General features: G+C 43.9%; 20 protein-coding genes and 1 pseudogene. 6 read left to right on the top strand and 15 right to left on the bottom strand.

Annotation, left to right across the window (positions count from 1 at the left end; all coding sequences use genetic code 11):
• Positions 1 to 190 precede the first annotated feature (190 nt).
• A complete protein-coding gene (locus ACY8DX_RS03220; protein ID WP_462406197.1) occupies positions 191 to 1,723 on the top strand; it encodes a DHA2 family efflux MFS transporter permease subunit in 1,533 nt (510 codons plus the stop codon).
• A gap of 62 nt (positions 1,724 to 1,785) precedes the next feature.
• Here ACY8DX_RS03220 and ACY8DX_RS03215 read toward each other — a convergent pair whose 3' ends face one another.
• From ACY8DX_RS03215 to ACY8DX_RS03165, 11 genes are all read right to left on the bottom strand, one after another.
• Entirely contained in the window at positions 1,786 to 3,273 is a 1,488-nt protein-coding gene (locus ACY8DX_RS03215; RefSeq protein WP_462406196.1) for an ABC transporter substrate-binding protein, read from the bottom strand.
• A 247-nt stretch (positions 3,274 to 3,520) separates the two neighbouring features.
• Positions 3,521 to 4,117: a precorrin-2 dehydrogenase/sirohydrochlorin ferrochelatase family protein gene (locus ACY8DX_RS03210; protein WP_462406195.1), complete on the bottom strand. Its 597-nt coding sequence runs from the start codon at positions 4,115 to 4,117 to the stop codon at positions 3,521 to 3,523.
• Positions 4,105 to 4,851, bottom strand: coding sequence for a sirohydrochlorin chelatase (locus ACY8DX_RS03205; RefSeq protein ID WP_462406194.1), 747 nt, complete (start codon positions 4,849 to 4,851; stop codon positions 4,105 to 4,107). The genes ACY8DX_RS03210 and ACY8DX_RS03205 overlap by 13 nt, the downstream gene beginning before the upstream one ends.
• Positions 4,852 to 4,870: 19 nt before the next feature.
• Positions 4,871 to 5,647 (bottom strand): uroporphyrinogen-III C-methyltransferase, encoded by a 777-nt coding sequence (gene cobA, locus ACY8DX_RS03200; RefSeq protein ID WP_462406193.1) that lies wholly within the window; start codon positions 5,645 to 5,647, stop codon positions 4,871 to 4,873.
• Between the two features lie 2 nt (positions 5,648 to 5,649).
• Positions 5,650 to 5,868 (bottom strand): DUF3906 family protein, encoded by a 219-nt coding sequence (locus tag ACY8DX_RS03195; protein ID WP_462406192.1) that lies wholly within the window; start codon positions 5,866 to 5,868, stop codon positions 5,650 to 5,652.
• On the bottom strand, positions 5,852 to 7,483 hold the full coding sequence (locus tag ACY8DX_RS03190; RefSeq protein WP_462406191.1) for a nitrite/sulfite reductase: 1,632 nt from the start codon (positions 7,481 to 7,483) through the stop codon (positions 5,852 to 5,854). The genes ACY8DX_RS03195 and ACY8DX_RS03190 overlap by 17 nt, the downstream gene beginning before the upstream one ends.
• A gap of 12 nt (positions 7,484 to 7,495) precedes the next feature.
• Positions 7,496 to 8,095, bottom strand: coding sequence for an adenylyl-sulfate kinase (gene cysC, locus ACY8DX_RS03185; protein WP_462406190.1), 600 nt, complete (start codon positions 8,093 to 8,095; stop codon positions 7,496 to 7,498).
• Between the two features lie 13 nt (positions 8,096 to 8,108).
• A complete protein-coding gene (gene sat / locus ACY8DX_RS03180) occupies positions 8,109 to 9,254 on the bottom strand; it encodes a sulfate adenylyltransferase (protein WP_462406189.1) in 1,146 nt (381 codons plus the stop codon).
• Positions 9,255 to 9,274: 20 nt separating this feature from the next.
• The gene (locus ACY8DX_RS03175) at positions 9,275 to 10,345 is read right to left on the bottom strand and encodes a sulfate permease (RefSeq protein ID WP_439802699.1); all 1,071 of its coding nucleotides are present in this window, start codon (positions 10,343 to 10,345) and stop codon (positions 9,275 to 9,277) included.
• A 13-nt stretch (positions 10,346 to 10,358) separates the two neighbouring features.
• Positions 10,359 to 11,066: a phosphoadenylyl-sulfate reductase gene (locus tag ACY8DX_RS03170; protein ID WP_049672148.1), complete on the bottom strand. Its 708-nt coding sequence runs from the start codon at positions 11,064 to 11,066 to the stop codon at positions 10,359 to 10,361.
• Between the two features lie 113 nt (positions 11,067 to 11,179).
• On the bottom strand, positions 11,180 to 11,317 hold the full coding sequence (locus ACY8DX_RS03165; RefSeq protein WP_082197193.1) for a YezD family protein: 138 nt from the start codon (positions 11,315 to 11,317) through the stop codon (positions 11,180 to 11,182).
• Positions 11,318 to 11,571: 254 nt separating this feature from the next.
• Between ACY8DX_RS03165 and ACY8DX_RS03160 the strand changes: the two genes are divergently transcribed.
• Positions 11,572 to 12,453 carry a cation diffusion facilitator family transporter gene (locus tag ACY8DX_RS03160; RefSeq protein WP_049672149.1) on the top strand — a complete coding sequence of 294 codons (882 nt, stop codon included), beginning with the start codon at positions 11,572 to 11,574 and terminating at the stop codon, positions 12,451 to 12,453.
• A gap of 74 nt (positions 12,454 to 12,527) precedes the next feature.
• Here the strand turns inward: ACY8DX_RS03160 and ACY8DX_RS03155 are convergent, their stop codons facing one another.
• The 3 genes and pseudogenes from ACY8DX_RS03155 to ACY8DX_RS03145 form a co-directional block, all read right to left on the bottom strand.
• A complete protein-coding gene (locus tag ACY8DX_RS03155) occupies positions 12,528 to 13,130 on the bottom strand; it encodes a class I SAM-dependent methyltransferase (protein ID WP_049672150.1) in 603 nt (200 codons plus the stop codon).
• A 276-nt stretch (positions 13,131 to 13,406) separates the two neighbouring features.
• A pseudogene (locus tag ACY8DX_RS03150) lies at positions 13,407 to 13,641 on the bottom strand (transposase); the annotation flags it as partial.
• A 304-nt stretch (positions 13,642 to 13,945) separates the two neighbouring features.
• Positions 13,946 to 14,812: a glycerophosphodiester phosphodiesterase gene (locus ACY8DX_RS03145; RefSeq protein ID WP_439803105.1), complete on the bottom strand. Its 867-nt coding sequence runs from the start codon at positions 14,810 to 14,812 to the stop codon at positions 13,946 to 13,948.
• A 593-nt stretch (positions 14,813 to 15,405) separates the two neighbouring features.
• Between ACY8DX_RS03145 and qoxA the strand changes: the two genes are divergently transcribed.
• Genes qoxA through qoxD form a run of 4 tightly spaced genes read left to right on the top strand, consistent with a single transcriptional unit; the run spans position 15,406 to position 19,176 of the window.
• Positions 15,406 to 16,326 (top strand): cytochrome aa3 quinol oxidase subunit II, encoded by a 921-nt coding sequence (gene qoxA / locus ACY8DX_RS03140; protein ID WP_049672153.1) that lies wholly within the window; start codon positions 15,406 to 15,408, stop codon positions 16,324 to 16,326.
• A 27-nt stretch (positions 16,327 to 16,353) separates the two neighbouring features.
• Entirely contained in the window at positions 16,354 to 18,300 is a 1,947-nt protein-coding gene (qoxB, locus tag ACY8DX_RS03135; protein WP_049672154.1) for a cytochrome aa3 quinol oxidase subunit I, read from the top strand.
• Complete coding sequence (qoxC, locus tag ACY8DX_RS03130) at positions 18,297 to 18,893, top strand: cytochrome aa3 quinol oxidase subunit III (protein WP_049672155.1); 597 nt, start codon at positions 18,297 to 18,299, stop codon at positions 18,891 to 18,893. Before qoxB ends, qoxC begins: the two co-directional genes overlap by 4 nt.
• Before the next feature lies 1 nt (position 18,894).
• Positions 18,895 to 19,176 carry a cytochrome aa3 quinol oxidase subunit IV gene (gene qoxD, locus ACY8DX_RS03125; protein ID WP_049672156.1) on the top strand — a complete coding sequence of 94 codons (282 nt, stop codon included), beginning with the start codon at positions 18,895 to 18,897 and terminating at the stop codon, positions 19,174 to 19,176.
• A gap of 30 nt (positions 19,177 to 19,206) precedes the next feature.
• Here the strand turns inward: qoxD and ACY8DX_RS03120 are convergent, their stop codons facing one another.
• Positions 19,207 to 20,022, bottom strand: a complete 816-nt coding sequence (locus ACY8DX_RS03120; protein ID WP_049673043.1) for a uroporphyrinogen-III synthase — start codon at positions 20,020 to 20,022, stop codon at positions 19,207 to 19,209.
• Positions 20,023 to 20,049: the final 27 nt, after the last annotated feature.

The following is a 20,049-nucleotide window of genomic DNA, read 5'->3' as shown; positions in this document are numbered from 1 at the left end:
ATCAAGCCTCAACCCATTCTTTTAATAAATTTCTTCTTAGTGAGTATATTAGACCATTCCATCCAAGATAACAAATGAATATATTCTGTGTTTTTTCATTGCCATTTCCTGTAAAAGGTAGTATTATGTGGTTCATGGAATACGAGTATAAAAAATGAACACATAGTCAAAATGAAAAGGAGTTAGATATATGAACGCATCCTCCGCAGAGAACGTCCGCCCGAATTTCTTAATTATTGGAATCATTTTAGCCGGTGCCTTCGTCTCCATTTTGAACTCAACATTATTGAATGTCGCACTACCGTCGATGATGGCTGATTTTGACGTAAAGGCAACGACTATTCAATGGCTGGCAACCGGATATATGCTTGTTAACGGTGTACTCATTCCAACGACAGCTTACTTGATCCAAAAATTTTCTGTCCGTCAATTATTCCTGGCAGCCATGCTTCTCTTTACTATCGGCACCATTACAAGCGCGCTATCACCAACTTTTGCCGTTTTGCTCACCGGAAGAATGATTCAAGCTTCCGGGTCTGCAATCATGATGCCTCTTTTGATGAATGTGCTGCTTTCAAGCTTCCCAATCGAAAAACGCGGCAGCGCCATGGGAGTGATGGGACTTGTCATGATATTCGCCCCAGCCATTGGACCAACCCTATCAGGCTGGATTATTGAGCATTATGAATGGCGGTATTTGTTTTATATGATTATCCCAATTGCCCTCCTTGTCATCCTGCTCGCTTTCTTTAAGCTGAAAGATAAAAAGAAATCAATGGAAACCCATTTGGACCAGTTATCTGTCCTGCTCTCCTCCATTGGTTTTGGAGGATTATTGTACGGATTTAGCTCAGCAGGTGATAAAGGATGGGATTCACCTATGGTTTACGGCACAATCATTGCGGGTGTCATCGGACTGATTATCCTTGTCGTACGTCAAGCTTTGATTGATAAACCTATGCTTGATTTCCGTGTATACAAATATCCGATGTTTGCTTTGTCATCGGCCATTGCGATTGTCATCAATATGGCGATGTTTTCAGCCATGATTCTCATGCCTATATACCTGCAGACCCTGCGAGGCATATCTCCGTTTCATTCGGGCCTATTGATGCTGCCGGGAGCCATTATCATGGGAATTATGTCGCCAATCACCGGCAAGCTGTTCGATAAATTCGGCGGCCGGCTGTTAGCCATCATCGGTTTATCGATTACGGTAGCTACCACCTACTTCTTCTATAATCTGTCGATTGATACTGAGTATTCTTCGTTAATTGTCTTGTATTCTGTTCGCATGCTCGGTATGTCGATGGTTATGATGCCTGTTGTCACAAACGGAATGAATTCACTGCCTGCAAGGCTGAACCCACATGGGACAGCCATTAACAACACGCTGAATCAAGTATCGGCTGCTATTGGCTCCGCTCTTCTTGTATCCGTCATGTCCTCTAGAGCAAAGCAGCATTCCGAGGAATTGACCGCAAAAGCCATGCAAAATCTTACCGAACAACCGGATGCACAGACCCTGGCCAATATGAAAGCAGAAATTGGCATACAAGCCACATTGAACGGCATTAATGATGCTTTCTTTGTTGCCTTCTTCATCGCCATCCTAGCACTCGCGCTTGCCTTCTTCATCAAGAAGCCAAAACGGGCGGATGAATCAGCTCCCATTCAATCAAAGACAAATAATAAGTCATTGTCCCCGCATGCTGAACGATAGAAAAGAAGCCGCTTTGATTCGTCAATCAAAGCGGCTTTCCTTTCATTTCATCCATTTATTCTCTATTCCAGACACCAATCCTCCGCTCCATTCAGTATGGAAAGAGGAGAGACAGAAGGCGCATAATTTTTTCCTAATCGCAATCCCTTTTTTACAAAATACACTTGAGGAATATTGACAAGCCAGACAACCGGTACATCCTCTAGCGCCAACTCCTCTGCCTTTTGCCAATCAGCAAAATCTCCACTCCAAAAGGCTGTTTCAATTGCTGAATCTACTCTCTCCGATGCATAAAGACTCGGGTTCCCATATCCAATCCCGCGATTATTCGAGTGATATAAATAATAAAGATCAAATGGATTGTATGCTTCAGATTTTAACAAGGAAGCGCCTGTCTGCCTATATTGCTTCATTTCCGGCCACGTGCATTCTTTTATAGAAATCATAATTCCCATTTCGGCTAATTGCTCCTTTAATTCGAGCGCCATCGCTTTGTATATGGGATCATCAAAAGGATAGGATAGCGTGAAGTTTGCCTTTCTTCCCTTTTTCTCGATTAGCCCGTCATCATCTGAATCGACCCAGCCCCCTATCCTCAAGATCTCATCAGCCTTATTCTTGTTTCGTTCCCCCTCTGCCGGCTGACCCCACGGAAGACCAAGTGCTGCACTCCATGTTTCACGACCAAAGCCATTCAGCACCTTTTCTACCATTCTCTCCCGGTCTACTCCAGCCTGTATGGCTTTTCGTATGGACGGGTCCACCGTAACATTATTGCCGGCAGCTGCGCCATTCAAGGAAGCTCCCTCTGGCACCGTTACGAGCGAAATCCCTCGATTATCTGCTCCTTCCACTAGGAGCGTTTCCATCCCGTTAATCTTGTCTTCCGCATACGCCCCAGTCGATTGCACTAAATCAGCCCTGCCATCCTTAGCCATGGCATAAGCCTCATCCTCTCGTACAAAGAGCACCTGAATTCGCCGAAAAAAGGGTGTATGACCATAATAGTTATCATTGCGGACAAATACTGCCGCTTTTCCCTTCTCCCACTTTATAAGCTGATAAGGTCCCGATCCAATTGGCTCACTATTAGATTCATCTCCATAGCTTTCGCTTGAAACAATGCCAATAGAGGCAGCTGTATAAACAAAGGAGGACATAGGCTTTTTAAACAGAAACTGCACTGTGTAATCATCAATTACCTGCGCTTGCTCAAACCCTTCCAGACCTTTAATCTCTCCCCTGTCCTTAGCTAGCTGATACGTGAAGGCTACATCATAGGCCGTAACTTTCTGCCCATCGGTAAAATAGGCATCATCCCGAAGCTTAAACTCCCATATTAACTTATCCTCACTCATCTGGTATTCCTCCGCCAGATCACAAGAGATTTCCATTTTGCCGTTTAGGGATAAAAGTGTGCTATGTATAAAACCGGTCCCTCCCGCTTCAAGACCAGCTATTGGGTCAAAGCCAAGTCTTGGCTCCCTTGTCAAGGCTAATACTAATTCATCCGCTTGACTATCGGCTGATTCTCCATAGGCATGGACCATGTTCAAGGGACATAAAAGGATAAAAATAATAGAAACTTTTATATACAGCCATCTCACATCAATCTCCCTCCAGAAAAAAAATAACGCACCAATCATTAGTATTCTCTAAATTTCTTTTTCCATGCCATAAAAGCTGTTCCACCTATCCTGCAGCATTAGGTGAAGTCCTCCCTCTATTTGACTTGGTAAACTAATTTAAATGACGAATAAGTCATAAAAAAAGTGATATATCCATGTGATATACCACTTAAACTCTATCCACCAAAATATCGCTCCGATTCTTCAGCTCCCTATATTCATCCTCTAAAATTCTCCAGAGAATCTCTTGCTTTTGGGCATCTGGATAATCAAGCTGCTTAATCTTCTCTCTCATTTCATACAGCCAAGCTGTATAACTAATCCATGAATCATCAAATTGCTGCTCCAGCTCCTTTTTCAGCTTGCGTGTTAATTTAGGGCTGGCCCCATTGGATGTGACCGCAATCTGCAAATGCCCGCGGCGGACCGTTGCTGGAAAGGTCACATTGCCTTCTCCTGACTCATCGACCACGCACACCAGTTGATTAGCTGGCAATATTCTTGCTAGAGATCCATTAACTTCTCTGCTGTTCGTTGCAAGAATAACGAGCATCGCCCCGCGGAAATCACTTGGAAGAGCTGCACGTTCAATCACTTCATACTTCCGCTCTTTGGCATGTGCACGGACCTCCTCTGAAATCTCCGGAGCGATGAAGGTAATCAGTGCCTGTTCTTCGGAGAGTACCTTTGCTTTCCGTGCCGCTATCCTTCCCCCTCCTGCTATGACTACCTTCTTCCCTGCCAAATCAATGATTAATGGTTGCATAATATTCCTCCTGCAGCTCCAGTTCTATTCTTGATGATATCAATTACCGACTGATGCTTTCCTAGCGGACTTGTTAAAAGGATGTCTTCCCCATTACCCGCTCTTTTCCGTACCTCTCGGCGCACCTCTGCCAATAAAAGCCCTTCAAACAACAAATATGGCACGACAATAACCCTGCCTGAAGCTGATTTGCAAATAATCTCGATTCCCTCCTGAAAGGTTGGGGACGCTGCCGCCAAATAACAGGATTCCACCCGTTCAAACGCTATCCTTTCCCTCACTCCTGTGACAATATTTGAAAAATCCCTTAAAATGGCCGGATCACTGCTTCCTCTGCCGACAATAAGAACAGAATCCTCTCTGCCTGCATCAGGTGCCGCCTCCTTAATAAGCTCAACCATTGCATCTAAAAGATCTTCTCGCACTCCAAATGGGTCAGCCATCTCCACAGGAATATCCGGAAACCTTTGCAATAGCGGCTCCAGTGCCTCTGGAATGTCCTTCTTGATATGGCCCGCGGAAAGGAGAAAAACAGGGACAACGCAGATTGACGTCGCCCCTCTTTCTACACATCGATTGAACCCTTCCGCAATGAATGGCTCCGTCAGTTCAAGAAAGCTGACCTCCTGTATCTCACACTGTACCTCGTTGATAACCTGTTCTAGGAATTGCTTCGCTTCATCGGCTCCTTTTTTCGATCTTGTGCCATGGCCGACATATAATATTGCTCTCACACTGTCCCTCCTATCCCCTTTAACCGTGGACTACCGGCAAATGCGGTTCAATTTCTTCCTTAAACCAGTTCAAGCGATGATGAAGCCGGACGACTTCCCCAATAATAATCATGCTTGGATTGGCAATATTAGCCCGCTTGATTTCATTCTCAATTGTTGCCAATGTACCAGTGACTGTACGCTGCTCTGAACAGGTTCCCCAGTGCACAAGCGCAATGGGCGTATCAGCCGGTTTACCCGCTTGAATCAAATTGCGAAGAATGGTTGGTAAATGAGAGACACCCATGTATACACAAATCGTATCTACTGCATTGGCTAGATGACCCCATTGATGCTCTGCCGCCGCGTCACCAGCCTGATGGCCGGTTACAAAGGCAAAGCTCTTGCTAAGTGTTCGGTGGGTCACAGGAATGCCCGCATAAGCAGAGGCTGCAATACCAGACGTTATACCGGGAACAATCTCAAACGGCACATCATGCTTCACGCACTCCTCTGCCTCCTCGCCGCCGCGGCCGAATACGAAGGGGTCTCCCCCCTTCAGCCTAACTACAGTCAATCCCCGCTTTGCATACTTCACCAAGAAATGATTAATAGTCTCCTGCTTCATTGTGTGGTAATGCGGCAATTTCCCGCAGTACACAAGCTGGGCATCCTTCCTTGCATAGGCAAGAAGCTCAGTGTTCACAAGACGGTCGTAAAGAATGACATCCGCTTGCTCCAGACAGCGCAGCCCTTTCACCGTAATTAAATCCGGGTCACCCGGTCCCGCTCCGACTAAGTATACTTTACCAGCCATCCTTACCACCCTCTCTCATCTTCATCAAGTATGAAACCGGCATTTTTGCCAATCCGCTTTTTTTCTCTTAATGTCACGTCTACAATCTTCGGCAGCTGTAAATAGAATTTCTCAAGCTCGACATCCAAGTGCTGAAAAGCCTCCTCATCATTAGCTGCCGTAATGACAGCTATGACATCCTTCTCCTCTAAGCAAACTTCAAATCTATACAGAAACGCCATGTGATCCAAGTCCTAAGATAGAATCAAGTGCCTCTTGAATAGCCGTTAATCCAACACGGTGTTTAAAGTCATAGAAGGATTCACCCGTATGCTTCTCTTCCTTGAAATAGGTTAATAGCTTCAAGAGAACCCCTGATAAGTCCTCTGCCGGAATTTTCCCTTTCAGCTTCTCATTGAACTCCCCGCCGGCATTCAGTGTCCCGCCTACATAGATCTCATAGGCCTCAACCATCTCTTTATTGGCATTTCTCACCTTCATCCCTTGCAGCCCGATATCAGCAATCTGGCGCTGACCGCAAGAGTTCGGGCAGCCAACCATATGCATGCGCACAGGCACATCCAATTGGATTTGCTCATCAAGCTCCAAAGCGATAGAACGCATCCGCTCTTTCGTCTCTACTAATGCGAGATTGCAATATTCAATACCTGTGCAGGAAACCGCATGGCCGATAAATGAATTCGGTTTAATCGTGATTCTCTTAAAGATGGGCTCTGCCAATAAAGCATCCACATTTTCTGCCTGTACGTTCGGTATGATTAAGTTCTGAGAATTACATGTCCTGATTTCTCCATTACCATATTTATCTGAAATTCTAGCAAGCTCAAATACTTCATCCGCATCAAGGCGTCCGACTGGTACGTTAAAGCCTAAGAACTTTAATCCTTCCTGCCTTTGGTCATGTACGCCATAAAAGTATCCGGCATTCCATTCTCCAACAGGCTCCTCTCCCCTCGTTGGCAGCGGACCAGTATATTCTTGTAGCTTTGCAAGAAATTTCTCTGGTCCCCAATCAGCCATCAAGAATTTCAGACGGGCTAAATGACGTTTTTCCCGATAGCCGTAATCCCGGAAGATAGTCGTCACAGCTATCGCTACTTCTAATGTACGTTCAGGCTCAATGAAGACATCAAGCGTTTGCGCGAGAAATGGACGAGCAGATAAGCCGCCCCCAATCTTCAAATGGAATCCTTGCTTTTCTTTTCCATCTAGGACCTTAACGGCAGGCGTGAAGGAAATGCAATTGATCTCGGCATTTGATGCATTATGCAAATTTGTGCTGATAGACATTTTATATTTCCGAGGCAAATTCGAGAAATCCTCATTATTTTGGAAGAAATCGAAGACCTCCTTTACAATCCCCGATGTATCAAAGAGCTCATTCGGATCAATGCCTGCAATTGGGTTGCCGACGATATTCCTCGTAATATCCCCGCAGGCGCCGACACTTGAAAGGCCAACTGCTTCAAGACGATTGAAAATGTCAGGAATCTGCCCAATCTCAAGCCAGTGGAATTGAACAGCCTGACGTGTCGTGATGTCGAATACACCTCGACCGTAGTCTCTGGCAATGCCGGCGAGCGCCTCTACTTGCTCTTTTGCTAGAATCCCGGATGGCACGTTCACGCGCATCATGAAATAGCCGTCTTCCTTCGGGCGCTGCAAGTATAGCCCTGCCCATTTAAACAGATCCCATTGGTCCTTTGGAATGGAGGCAAAGCCGTTCTCGGCATAGGCCGGAATATCATCCAAGATGCGAAGGCCATCCTTATCAAGCTTCGCCACTTCCGTTTTATTCAGTTTCTCATTCGTTGCCCAAAACTTATCGTAAGCCATGAGACAGCCCCCTTAAATAATATTCTTTGAAACTAAGTAATCAGCGATTTCCTTCACTGCTTCTTCTATTGTCACTTTATGAGATACAATCGTTATTTCCGGTGCGTTTGGAGACTCATAAGGGGAGTCAATCCCAGTGAAGTCCTTTATTTCTCCTCTGCGCGCCTTCTGGTATAACTGCTTAGGATCACGTCGTTCACATTCATCCAGCGGACAGTTCACGAATACTTCAATAAACTCCCCTTCCTCGAAAAGAGCACGGACTTGATTACGGTCTGAACGAAACGGAGAGATGAAGGCTGTCGTCACAATCGTTCCGCTATCAACAAATAGCTTCGCAACCTCTCCAATGCGACGGATATTTTCTGTACGGTCCTCATCCGAGAAACCAAGATCCTTATTCAGCCCATGGCGGATATTATCGCCATCAAGCACGTATTCACTTATCCCCTGTTCATATAAATAGCTCGAAAATGCATTAGCGATTGTTGATTTTCCTGAGCCTGACAAACCTGTGAACCAAAGAACACAGCTCCCATGCCCATTTTGCGCACGCCGCTCACCCTTTGTTATAGCAGCTTCATGCCAGGTAATATTCGTAGCCTTCTCCATTACCTACCCCTCCTCACACCTGTTCTTTTTCTTTCAATCCTTCAATTAGCACCTCAACTACTTCCTTGCGACTGAAGGTTGACGGAGGTAACTCTCCGTTTCGCAAAAGCTCCCTCACTTTCGTTCCTGAAAGAATTACCCGGTCTTCCCTTTGGTGCGGGCACGTTTTATCAGAGGCCATCCCCTCGCATTTCTGGCAATAAAAGCTATGCTCGAAGAAGAGGGGCTTAATTCCAAGCTCTTCCTCCGTAAACTCGCTGAAGATATATTGGGCATCATAGGTCCCATAATAATCGCCGACGCCGGCATGGTCGCGCCCAACAATGAAATGAGTGCATCCAAAGTTCTTGCGGGCAATAGCATGGAAAATTGCCTCACGCGGCCCGGCATATCTCATCGCGGCCGGATATACACCGAGCTGCACTCGCTCTTTCGGATAATAATGGTCCAAAAGCACGCGGTAGCTTTTCAAGCGAACATCCGCCGGAATATCATCTGCCTTTGTTTCGCCGACAAGCGGATTCAAGAACAAGCCGTCCACTGTTTCTAGCGCTGCCTTTTGGATGTATTCATGGGCACGGTGGACAGGATTTCTCGTCTGGAACCCAACGACCGTCTTCCAGCCTTTCTCCTCAAACAAGGCACGTGTTTCTGCTGGCTCATACCATACATCCTCCGATACACCTTTATCGGATTTTTTGATGAGGATAATCTCGCCGCCCACGTAATAATTCCCGCGCTCATTGAGCCGCTTCACGCCAGGATGTGCCTCTTCCTCTGTCTTGTAAACCTCCCTGGCCTCTTTAGACAAGTCCGGCTCATACACGTCAGACACAGTGACGACACCGACCGTTTCTCCTTCATACTGAAGCTTGACCTGCACACCTGAATCAAGGCTTTGTGCCTCCCTTTCTCCAACCGGCAGTGTCACAGGCACAGACCAAACTGTGCCGTTTGAGAGTCTCATTGATTCCACAACAGACTCATAATCAGCCTTGCCCAAGAAGCCTGTCAAAGGACTGAAAAGCCCAATGCCAATCAGCTCCAGGTCGCTGTATGCGACAGCATCCAGTTGAAGTGTTTTTTCAATAGTGGTCACATCGTAATTCGGTTCATAAGCGGAGATTAGAGTTCCTCCATGTGGTTTTGGCAAAGACATCCTTATCATCCCTCTTTCATTTAGTTCTGTTTTGTCAGCCATACTTCTCCTGTTTCTTCAGGCTTCTTCTTCATTAAATATTTCACACCAAAAACAGAGATTAATAATCCTGCCATCACGACAATTGGATACATATTTTGCTCAATCAGTAATTGAATCAGTGTGAAGCAAAGTACCATGGATAGCACCGGTGATACAATCCAGACAGCGAACAGCTTTATAACGATATCCTTCTTCAATACGGCCTTTCCTTGCTTGGCAAAGCCGATGCCAATAATGGATGACGTCGTAATTTGCACGAGTGGAACAGGAATACCGAAGATCGAAGCTGCCATAACAAGTCCTGCCCCTGTTCCAGAAATAATGCAGCCTTCCTCAATCCTCAATTCCGTGATTTTCTTCCCATTTGTTTCAAGTACGCCCCTGCCTAGCAGGACAGCACCTATGGCGACAAATAAACCTCCCCAGAAGATTCCTGATTGCGTGGTTAGAATATCTGCCCCGACAAGTGGTCCTACTGCATTGGCCACATTATTCATCCCAGCCGAAAAGGCCTCAAATACACCCATTATGACCACTAGCACGGCTAGTATAGGCTTTGCTTTCTTTGAGCGGACCCACTTGCTGATAAATGGCCATTTCAAGAACTTTCCTGCCAATACAGCAATCGTAAAAGCCACTAGCGGTGTCAGAATCCAAAACATGAAGATCCATGCAAACTGAGCAACATAGAGACTTTGATAGGCGATTCCCGCTCCGACAATGGAACCGACTGTCACTTCACTCGTTGATAGCGGGATAGACAGAATATTAGCCAGGAACAGAGACATTGCTGCTGACGCAAGTACAATGAGTGCAATCGAAATTGTGAACGTTTCTTTTGGGACGATGCCATTCCCCAATGTCTTGACGACTTCACCTCCGCCAAGCCACGCACCGAGAAAGACTGCAATCCCACATAAACATAAGGCAATGAGGGGATTTTTGATGACACCGGAACCGTAGGAAATCCCCATAGACGCCGCAGCTCCGCTCGCACCGATATTCATGGCAAAGAACAATCCTACTGCCACGGCAATAATGATCAGCATGCTTTCGTCCTCCTCAATCCGTGTGCAGACCGCATTCTGTTTTTCCCATTCCGCTCCAGCGGCCTGCCCGGCTGTCTCCGCCGGCTGCTACTGCTTGTGTGCATGGGAAGCAGCCGATACTTGGGTAGCCTTCATCATGCAAGCGATTATATGGAAGATCCCTATCGTGGATATAGGTCCATACTTCCTCCCATGTCCAGTGAATCAACGGACAAATCTTAATATTTTGAAATTTTTTGTCCTCATTAAAGAAATCGGTATTCGCCCTAGTTGGAGATTGATCCCTCCTCAATCCAGAAATCCACGCATCCATCGGCGTCAGCGCTTTCCTTAACGGGATAACCTTGCGAATTTCACAGCATTTATTCGGTTCTCTTTTCCAAAGCGCCGACCCGTGCTGCTCCCTCTGCTCATCAAGCGTCAGTTCAGGGAGCTTTCTTTCAATCTTTAAGGCTTTAAATCTCTTTTCAATTTTGTCAATAACCTCATAGGTTTCTGGAAAATGCAGCCCTGTATCTAAAAAGACAATCGATGCATCTGGCTTAACCTGGCTGATTATGTCAATTAAAACAATCGCTTCTGCACCAAAGCTGGAAGCATAAATGATTTTATCCTCATGAAAATGTTGAAAGGACCATTCAAGAACTACCTTGGCTCCTTTTGTTTCATCATGTATATGGAAGGACTCCGAAAACTCGTGCCACTTACTGATTTTGTCCATGAAGCATAAAGCCCCTTTCTGTGCAGCGTTCTTTTCTGACTATGCAAAAAAGACAGTCTTCTCCTGTATAAACAAGAAAAAGACTGCCTCTAGTTTGTCTAGTCAGCAAGCTCTTATTTAGATTTATTGATTGTTGTGGATTGAAGGCGAACCTTCTCATTCTTTTCGATTTGAATAACCTTTCCATCCTGAACCACCAAGGTGATTGATCCAAATTTGATTGTATTCAGCATCTGCTCCAAATGAGCCATGACCTCCTGCAAATCAGACGGTTTCAGACGGTTCGCCTCCCTTTCATGTATTCCCGTTTAATGACAGGTACTTGAATTATATAGAAGTTATTGGAATTAATCCTACCATACACATATGATTTGTCAATATTAAATCCAGATTTTTTCAGAAATAGGCTGTGTAACTATGCTCCGTGAAAAGGAATTTTCATTTCCCTTGAACAGACCTCTATAGTAAAATAGATAAGCATGATTTCAAAAAAAGGGTGACATGAATGGAATCAAAACAATATTCAAATTTAAAAATGGGCGAAAAAGGTGCCATATTAAGCATTGTCACCTATTTGTTCCTTTCTGGGATGAAACTATTAATTGGATATATAACTGGATCTGAGGCTCTTTCGGCTGATGGTCTGAATAATACGACAGATATTATTGCCTCTATCGCTGTTTTAATTGGACTGAGACTATCGCAGCGTCCGCCTGACAGCGACCATGGATATGGGCATTGGAAGAGCGAAACGATTGCTTCACTGATTGCCTCCCTGATCATGATGGTAGTCGGAATCCAGGTACTCTTAAACGGCTTTGGCTCCATCTTTGAAGGAAATAATGAGGCACCTGATATGCTGGCAGGCTATGTGGGTATATTTTCTTTCATCATCATGTATCTCGTTTATCGATACAATAAGCACCTCGCTGAGAAAATCAACAGCCAGTCGGTCATGGCCGCCGCTAAGGATAATCTATCCGATGCCTGGGTCAGTATCGGTACCTCAGCTGGTATTTTCGGCTCCCAACTGGGCATGCCTTGGCTTGATACGGTAACTGCCCTGCTCGTCGGCTTATTAATCTGTAAGACTGCTTGGGATATTTTCCGCGAAGCCTCTCATCACCTATCCGACGGCTTTGATGAAGAAAAGATTGCTCTTTATCAAGAATCTATTATGGGAATAGACGGTGTGAAAGGTGTCAAAAAAATCATGGGCCGCAACTATGGAAACAATGAAGTCATCGATATCGTCATCTTTGTTGACTCATCTCTTAATATACAAGAAGCCCATGATATTGCCACTCTCGTTGAAACGGATCTCACGAAGAAGTATGGTGTTTATGATGTCCATGTACACGTAGAACCAAATACAGATCAAGAATAAATAAAACTAAGCTGGACCTGCCATCATGGAATGAAGTGATGGCAGGTCCAGCTTTTTTACTTCAAACAGGAGAGTTATATCCACTGTTTAACCGGCAATTGATAAATAAGGAATCGGTCGAATGGATCGTGCGGCTTGACGATGACTTCCTGCTTCAATTCAAATGGCGTCTCATGCTCCAAATAAAAAATATAATCCTCCGAGGGATAATACAAAATGATATCAACCGTGCGGCTATATTCCTCCACTGAATCGAGAATTCGATTTACAACCTTCCTGAATATTTGCACATTAAACGGATTAAAGAAGTAGAAGTGATTATGGTCAGGCTGGATGGAGAATTCCTCCGCCAGACAATTATAGAAATGGACTCTTTCATTTCGGTACTTTGCATAATCCGCCAGATTCATCATCGCTTCATTATAAAAAACTTCATTCATCTCCACTCCGGAAACAGAAGCATGATGGTAATAATGAATGTAAAAGTTCAAGCGCCCCTTCCCGCAGCCGAAATCAACGACATGATCTTTGCGGCTTATACTGTACGCTTCAAATAATTTCTCAAGCGCCGCATATGGGGTTGGTTCATACCGATTATAGGCTAGGGAAGCTGGATGACCCTGCTGGTCTCCCCTTGTTTTGATACGAAATAGCTCGTCATAATATTTCTCTTTCATAAAAAACCTCAGTTCACTTACGTTTTTATCCTATCTTAAATGTATTATGGCAGGAAGGAAAGCCGCTTAGACAAAAAAAGAAGAGGGTTATTTCCCTCTTCTCAGACTGTCGACAAAATGGACGGAGAATTCTTTTATTCTCAGTCTATTTTTTGATTTTTTGATATTTCCTCCGTAAGACAGACTTCTCCTGCTCTCTTTATTAGGCCATTTTTGGCGTTTTCCATAGCCAATTGGCCATCTTCTTTAGGTTCATTGCAGCAAAAGTACGCATCGCCTGCATGGACCGGATGCCAAACATGTACTGGATGAAGGTCATTTTGATGAGGACAATAGGATCAATGCTAGGGCGACCTCGCTCAGCCGAATAAGCATCCTCGACCAGTGAGTAAATGAAGGAAAAGTCAATCGCAGCTTCGACTTTCCGCACCAAATGATTCTCGGGTACGAGTTGGTCCAAAGTAATCATTTCTAATTGTTCGCGGTTTTTAGGGGTATGTTTGGTTAACATCTCATCATCACCTTCAGCAAGTATCGCTAACTTTATCATAATTAGGTAAATACTGTTTGTTTCCAAAACGTTTAATCATGAAGGATAGGCTCCTATTTTCGGCAGAATGGACGAGACTCTCGGTACGGAGAAGGAGGCAGGCTGATGACAGCTCTTGCCGAAGGCGAGCTGGCGAAAGCAGCTCCCCCACGGTTCGCTGAGTCCATTCTGCCGAAAATAAATTTCATGTCCATATGGAGTGCGAGGGCACAAAAAACTGTAGACCAAACCCTAAATGGATTTTGTCTACAGTCTGAGAAGAGGGTTATTTCCCTCTTCTTAATTCCTTCTTCAATTGATCCAACACATCTGGGTAATTGGTAAACATCCCTGTCACACCCCAATCAATCAACGTTTTCATTCTTTCCTTTGTATTGACAGTGTATGGGTGAATGTCCAAACCATTTTGCACGACCTTTTGAACATAGGCTTCATTTAAATACGTATGATTAGGCCCAATACCTACTGCATACGTTTTGACGTAATCAATTTCCTCGTCCGTTATCGTGGCCTTGCTTTTATAGGAAATCAATTGAACGAGCTTTAATTTCGGATCCAGCGAGTGGAGTTTCAGGAGGCTGTCTGGACTGAACGATTGAAGCAGCAATGTTTTCTTATTAATCTTGTACTTATTGATTAGGCGTACTAATTCTTCCTCCATACCTGGATAAACATCAGGGGATTTCGTTTCAATATAATACTTTTTATGCTTACCCAGCTTTTTAAAGACTTCTTCTAAAGTAGGGACCTGTAAACCAACATATTCTTCACGCGCATATTCGGGATATTTTTCATTAAACCAGCTGCCAGCATCAAGCTTCTTAATTTCCCTTATCGTATAATCTTTAACAAACCCTGTTCCATTTGTTGTCCTGTCTAAGGTTTCATCATGCATTGCAATTAATTGGCCATCCTTTGTCATTTGGAGATCAATTTCGATATAATCGCCATCCATCTTATCCCCAAGCTTATAAGAAGTAATCGTATGTTCTGGAGCATACCCGGAAGCTCCTCTATGGGCTACATTCGTCACCTTTTGCGGTTTCTGCTTACCCATAGCCGCATTTGCCGATGTAATAGCCCCTAGAGAAAAGAAAACGCTTACAATAAGTAAAACAATAACTTTCTTCATTCCTTCTCATCCCTCCAAACAATCATAAACTTCCACTCTAGTATATAGCAGCTCCCATTCTATCACCTGAGCATTTCCTACATTTTTTTCCAAATATTTTAGCAGCACATTGACCTTTCTTCCTATATATATAGGACTAGCGTTTAATCATTTATTTTATTGATATACTTTTTAAAACCTTTTTCTATGTCCTTTATTAACACTATCTACAACAGAATAACTCTAGCAGAAGGACTCTTGTCAGAATGAAAAACAATAATTGAACAACTCCGTCCTCACTTGATAAATAACTGATAACCACGCGTTTTATTCACTAATTAGCCACATATTTTACATAAAAATCCATTATTATAAGTTCCTGTTAATGAGTTCACAACTTTGTCAAATATGATAAAAACATTTGCCTCTTTCAGATACATATATTTGTAATTTGGAAATACAGTTATTATATTGAAAATTGGGGTATGGTAAAAGAATGTAATTCACCTAAATAGCTACATATATGGTTGGTTTTTTAAAATCTACTTGTCTATTCTTTTTCTATTCCCAGCTTATATTTAGCTAACTTACACTACTTACGGAAGGGGAACATTATGAAAAAAAAGTTAGGACTTTTAGGGTCCATGCTGGCATCGATTCTTCTGTTAGCCGGATGTGACTGGGTTGTGTTCGACACTAACGGACCAGTAGCCAAAACTCAGTCAGATACGATTATCTTTTCCATCCTGATGCTGGCTGGCGTTATGATTGTCGTTTATGTGCTGTATATCTTCATGCTAGTGAAATATAGAGCTTCCAAAGCTCCTAAAGATTATGTGCCTCCGCATATGGAAGGCAGCAAAACACTTGAAATCATATGGACAGCTATTCCAATTATCATTGTCTCTATTCTTGGTTACGTGACAATCGTATCCACTTTCGAGGTTGAGAGCACGCCGAAGGGCTATGAGGATCAAGAACCTCTCGTTATTTATGCTTCCTCCTCCAACTGGAAATGGCATTTCAGTTATCCTGAACAGGATATCGAAACCGTTAACTACGTCAATATCCCAACTGATAGAGTCGTAGAATTCCGTCTGTATTCCTACGGACCGATTACCAGCTTCTGGATTCCGCAATTAGGCGGACAAAAATATGCGATGTCTGACATGGTCACGAAGCTTAATTTCGTAGCCGATAACGAAATGTCCATGATGGGACGTAATGCAAACTTCAGCGGACAAGGAACTGCCCATATGGAATTTGAAGCACTCTCAATGTCTAATGAAGAGTTTGAAGAATGGGTAGAGCAAGTTCAAGCAAATGAGCCTGAACTGACAGAAGAGAAGTTCGACGAGCTTTTAGACACAGCTTATGTCGGCCGCCAAAGCTATTCTTCCACTCACTTGGAGTTCAGCCCGCCGCCTGAGGGACATAACCACGGCGCTGAAAAGGCTCCATCAAACGAGGACCCTGATCAGGAAAATCAATTCGATAAGGATTCTGAGCAATCAGAGCATCATGAAAACCACTAATACCTATACGAAAGGAGCTAAACAAACGTGAAATGGGATGAATTTTTTGTTCTTGGGGACCCGTTAATTTATGGAGCCATGGTCAGTATTGTCGCTGTATCGATGGCCATTGTTGTGGGTCTGACCTATTTTAAGAAATGGCGTTGGCTAAGAGATGAATGGCTGACAACCGTTGACCATAAACGAATTGGGATTATGTATATCATATGTGCCCTCTTAATGTTATTCCGCGGAGGGATTGACGGATTAATGATGCGCGGGCAGCTCGCTATGCCTGAGAACGGCTTCTTAGATGCCCAGCATTACAACGAGGTCTTTACAACTCACGGCGTTATCATGATTTTGTTCATGGCGATGCCTTTTATCATCGGTTTAATGAATATTGTCATACCGCTTCAAATCGGTGCCCGTGATGTAGCGTTCCCGTATTTGAATGCTGTAAGCTTCTGGTTATTCTTTGCCGGAGCCATGCTTTTCAATATTTCATTCGTTATCGGAGGTTCTCCGGATGCTGGATGGTCAGCGTACTTCCCGCTGGCAAGTACGGAATTCAGTGAATCCGTCGGTAACAACTATTACGCAATCGCGATTCAGATTGCCGGGATTGGTACATTGATGACAGGGATTAACTTCATCGTCACCATCCTAAAAATGCGTGCACCTGGCATGACACTTTGGAAAATGCCAATGTTCACTTGGTCTATCTTAATTACCAACATCATCATCGTTTTCGCATTCCCTGTATTAACAGTCGCGCTTGCGTTAATGACATTAGACCGCTTGTTCGGCACACATTTCTTCTCTATGACTGACGGCGGTATGGATATGCTCTGGGCCAACCTGTTCTGGGTTTGGGGACATCCAGAAGTATATATCGTTATCCTGCCTGCATTCGGTATATTCAGTGAAGTTATTTCAACCTTCTCTAAGAAGAATTTGTTTGGCTATAAATCAATGGTTGCAAGTATGCTTGCCATCTCAGCTCTATCATTCCTTGTCTGGGTCCATCACTTCTATACAATGGGTCAAGGAGCTCTCTCTAACAGCTTCTTCTCCATTACAACGATGCTGATTGCTGTACCGACAGGGGTTAAGATCTTTAACTGGCTCTTAACGATGTACAAAGGGAAAATCCAATTTACAACACCAATGATGTATGCACTAGGATTCATTCCAATCTTTACATTCGGCGGTATTACAGGGGTCATGCTTGCAATGGCAAGTGCGGATTACCAATACCATAACACGATGTTCCTAGTTGCCCACTTCCACTATGTATTGATTCCTGGTACCGTCTTCGGTGTTCTAGCTGGTTTCTATTACTGGTGGCCAAAGATTTTCGGCTTCATGCTTAATGAAAAACAAGGAAAACGCGCATTCTGGTGGATTGCCATCTCCTTTAACGTGACCTTCCTGCCTTTATTTGCACTCGGTCTTAAAGGGATGAACCGTCGTATGTATACGTATTCTGAGGAAAGCGGCTTTGGACCGTTAAATCTGCTTGCGTCAATTGGGTCTGTCGGTTTAGCGATTGGGTTCATTCTCTTGGTTTACAATATTTACTGGAGCTTCCGCTATGCACCGCGCTTGAATGGCAATAATGATCCATGGGATGCACGTACATTGGAATGGGCTACACATACACCTGTCCCATCCTACAATTTCGCGATCACACCTGAAGTGAGTTCTGTAGATACTTTATGGGATGAAAAACTGGGTAAACATAAGATTTTCAAAGGTAAATTAGAAGAAATTCATATGCCTAACTCAAGCTTTATGCCATTCTGGATGGCGATTGCCTTCTTCTTCTGGGGATTCTTTATGGTATTCAGCTGGTGGATTCCGGCCATTATCGCCATGATTCCAATCTTCTACCTGCTGTTTGCACGTTCATTCAGCAATGATCATGGATTCCATATCTCTGTGAAAGAATTAGAAGCTGAAGAAAAGAAATTGCGAGGTGAAACAAAATGAAGCTAGATGCCTCACAGCCATTAGAATATAGAACAGAGGAAAACCAGCTGAAAATCTTAGGTTTCTGGATTTTCCTCGGAGCTGAAATTGTTCTCTTCGCCACCTTATTTACCGTCTATTTCGTTTTGGAAAATGGAACAGGCAACGGTCCGACTGGTGAGGAAATCTTTAAGATCTCCGGCGTGTTATGGGAAACATTCCTCCTATTAACATCAAGCTTTACAATTGGTATCGCGATTCATGCGATGCGTATGGGTATGAAAAAAGCCATGATGACCTTTATGGTTATCACACTTGCACTTGGTCTTGCCTTCTTAGGTATTGAGATATATGAATTCTTCCACTATGTACATGAAGGGGCAGCAATCACAACAAGCGGATTCACATCTGCCTTATTGACACTGCTTGGAACTCACGGAGCCCACGTTACATTTGGCTTCTTCTGGGGACTTGCCATCTTGCTTCAAGTGAAGAAACATGGTCTTAATACACATACAGCCAATAAATCCTTTATCTTCTCCCTTTATTGGCATTTCTTAGATGTCGTCTGGATTTTCATCTTCAGCTTCGTCTACTTGAAAGGACTGATGTAATATGGCAAAGTTATTTCCTAAAGAGCATGTACTCGGATTCTTGTCATCAATCGCTCTGACCATAGCTGCATTAATGGTTCTTTACCTAGATGTATCATTCGGAGTCAAAATGACGATCCTGCTCGTAACCGCAGGACTTCAAGCCAGCTTGCAGCTCTTCTTGTTCATGCATATTGGCGAGTCCAAAGAAAAAGGAACATTGTATACGAATATTCTATACGCATTATTCGTTGCGATTGTAACAATCTTCGGATCCCTGTTTGTCTTAGTATGGGATTGGTAATAAATAATAAAAGGACATCTGAGGTTAAGCTCAGATGTCCTTTTTGCTATGATAATAGTTTCCTAATTCGACGATGGCACTGCCCATCCTTTCATTCTGCGGAAAGACGACCCTCTCAATACCAGCCTCGTGCAGTGCTTGGGCAGTTACCTTCCCGACAGCAAGTGCCAGAACCTTTGATTCAAAGGCTTTCCTTAATTCCTCTCCATGCCCCTTCTCATCTGCATACATCATAAGATGACGAACCTGCGGAGTACTCGTGAAGAAGGCGGCATCATACACATCTTGAAGCAGCTCACCTAGCAATTGCTCCATCACATCTGTTTCCGGCGGAGTATGGAGATAAGGCAGAATTTCTTTATATTGTGCCTTCTCCTTTTCAAGCCATTCAATCAAAAGCGGTGCCGGATCGCCGTGAAGCTGTAAGGCGGTGCGGCATCCCTCCAAGGAATGCTCCTCCATCATTCGCACGAGCCCCTTTGTACTGCCATCATCATCGCGAACAATTGGACGGAGACCAAGTTTTTTCAGCATATTGACCGTCTTGTATCCTCTTGCAGCTATGTTCATTTTGCCTAAAACCTCTATAAAGGCATTTCCCTGCTCAAGCTCACAAGCTGCTTTATATAAAGTATCCACCCCAATTCCAGTGGTGAATATGACCCATTCATATTGATGATTGAGCAAACAGACGATATCATCCTTTAACTGTGAATGATCAAGATAGACCGTCCCTTGGGCTGGCCTAACCACGGGCTCACCTCCCAAATTACGAATGATGGCGCTCATTTCCTCGACTTTTCTAGATGCCAATACGGCAATCCTTTTCCCCTTCAGCTTCTTCACATCCATCCCCCATTTTCTATCAGCTAT

Source organism: Gracilibacillus sp. Marseille-QA3620 (genome assembly GCF_054950035.1).
The sequence above is the reverse complement of the archived record's forward strand: the minus strand, read 5'-3'. Positions and strand labels throughout refer to the sequence as shown.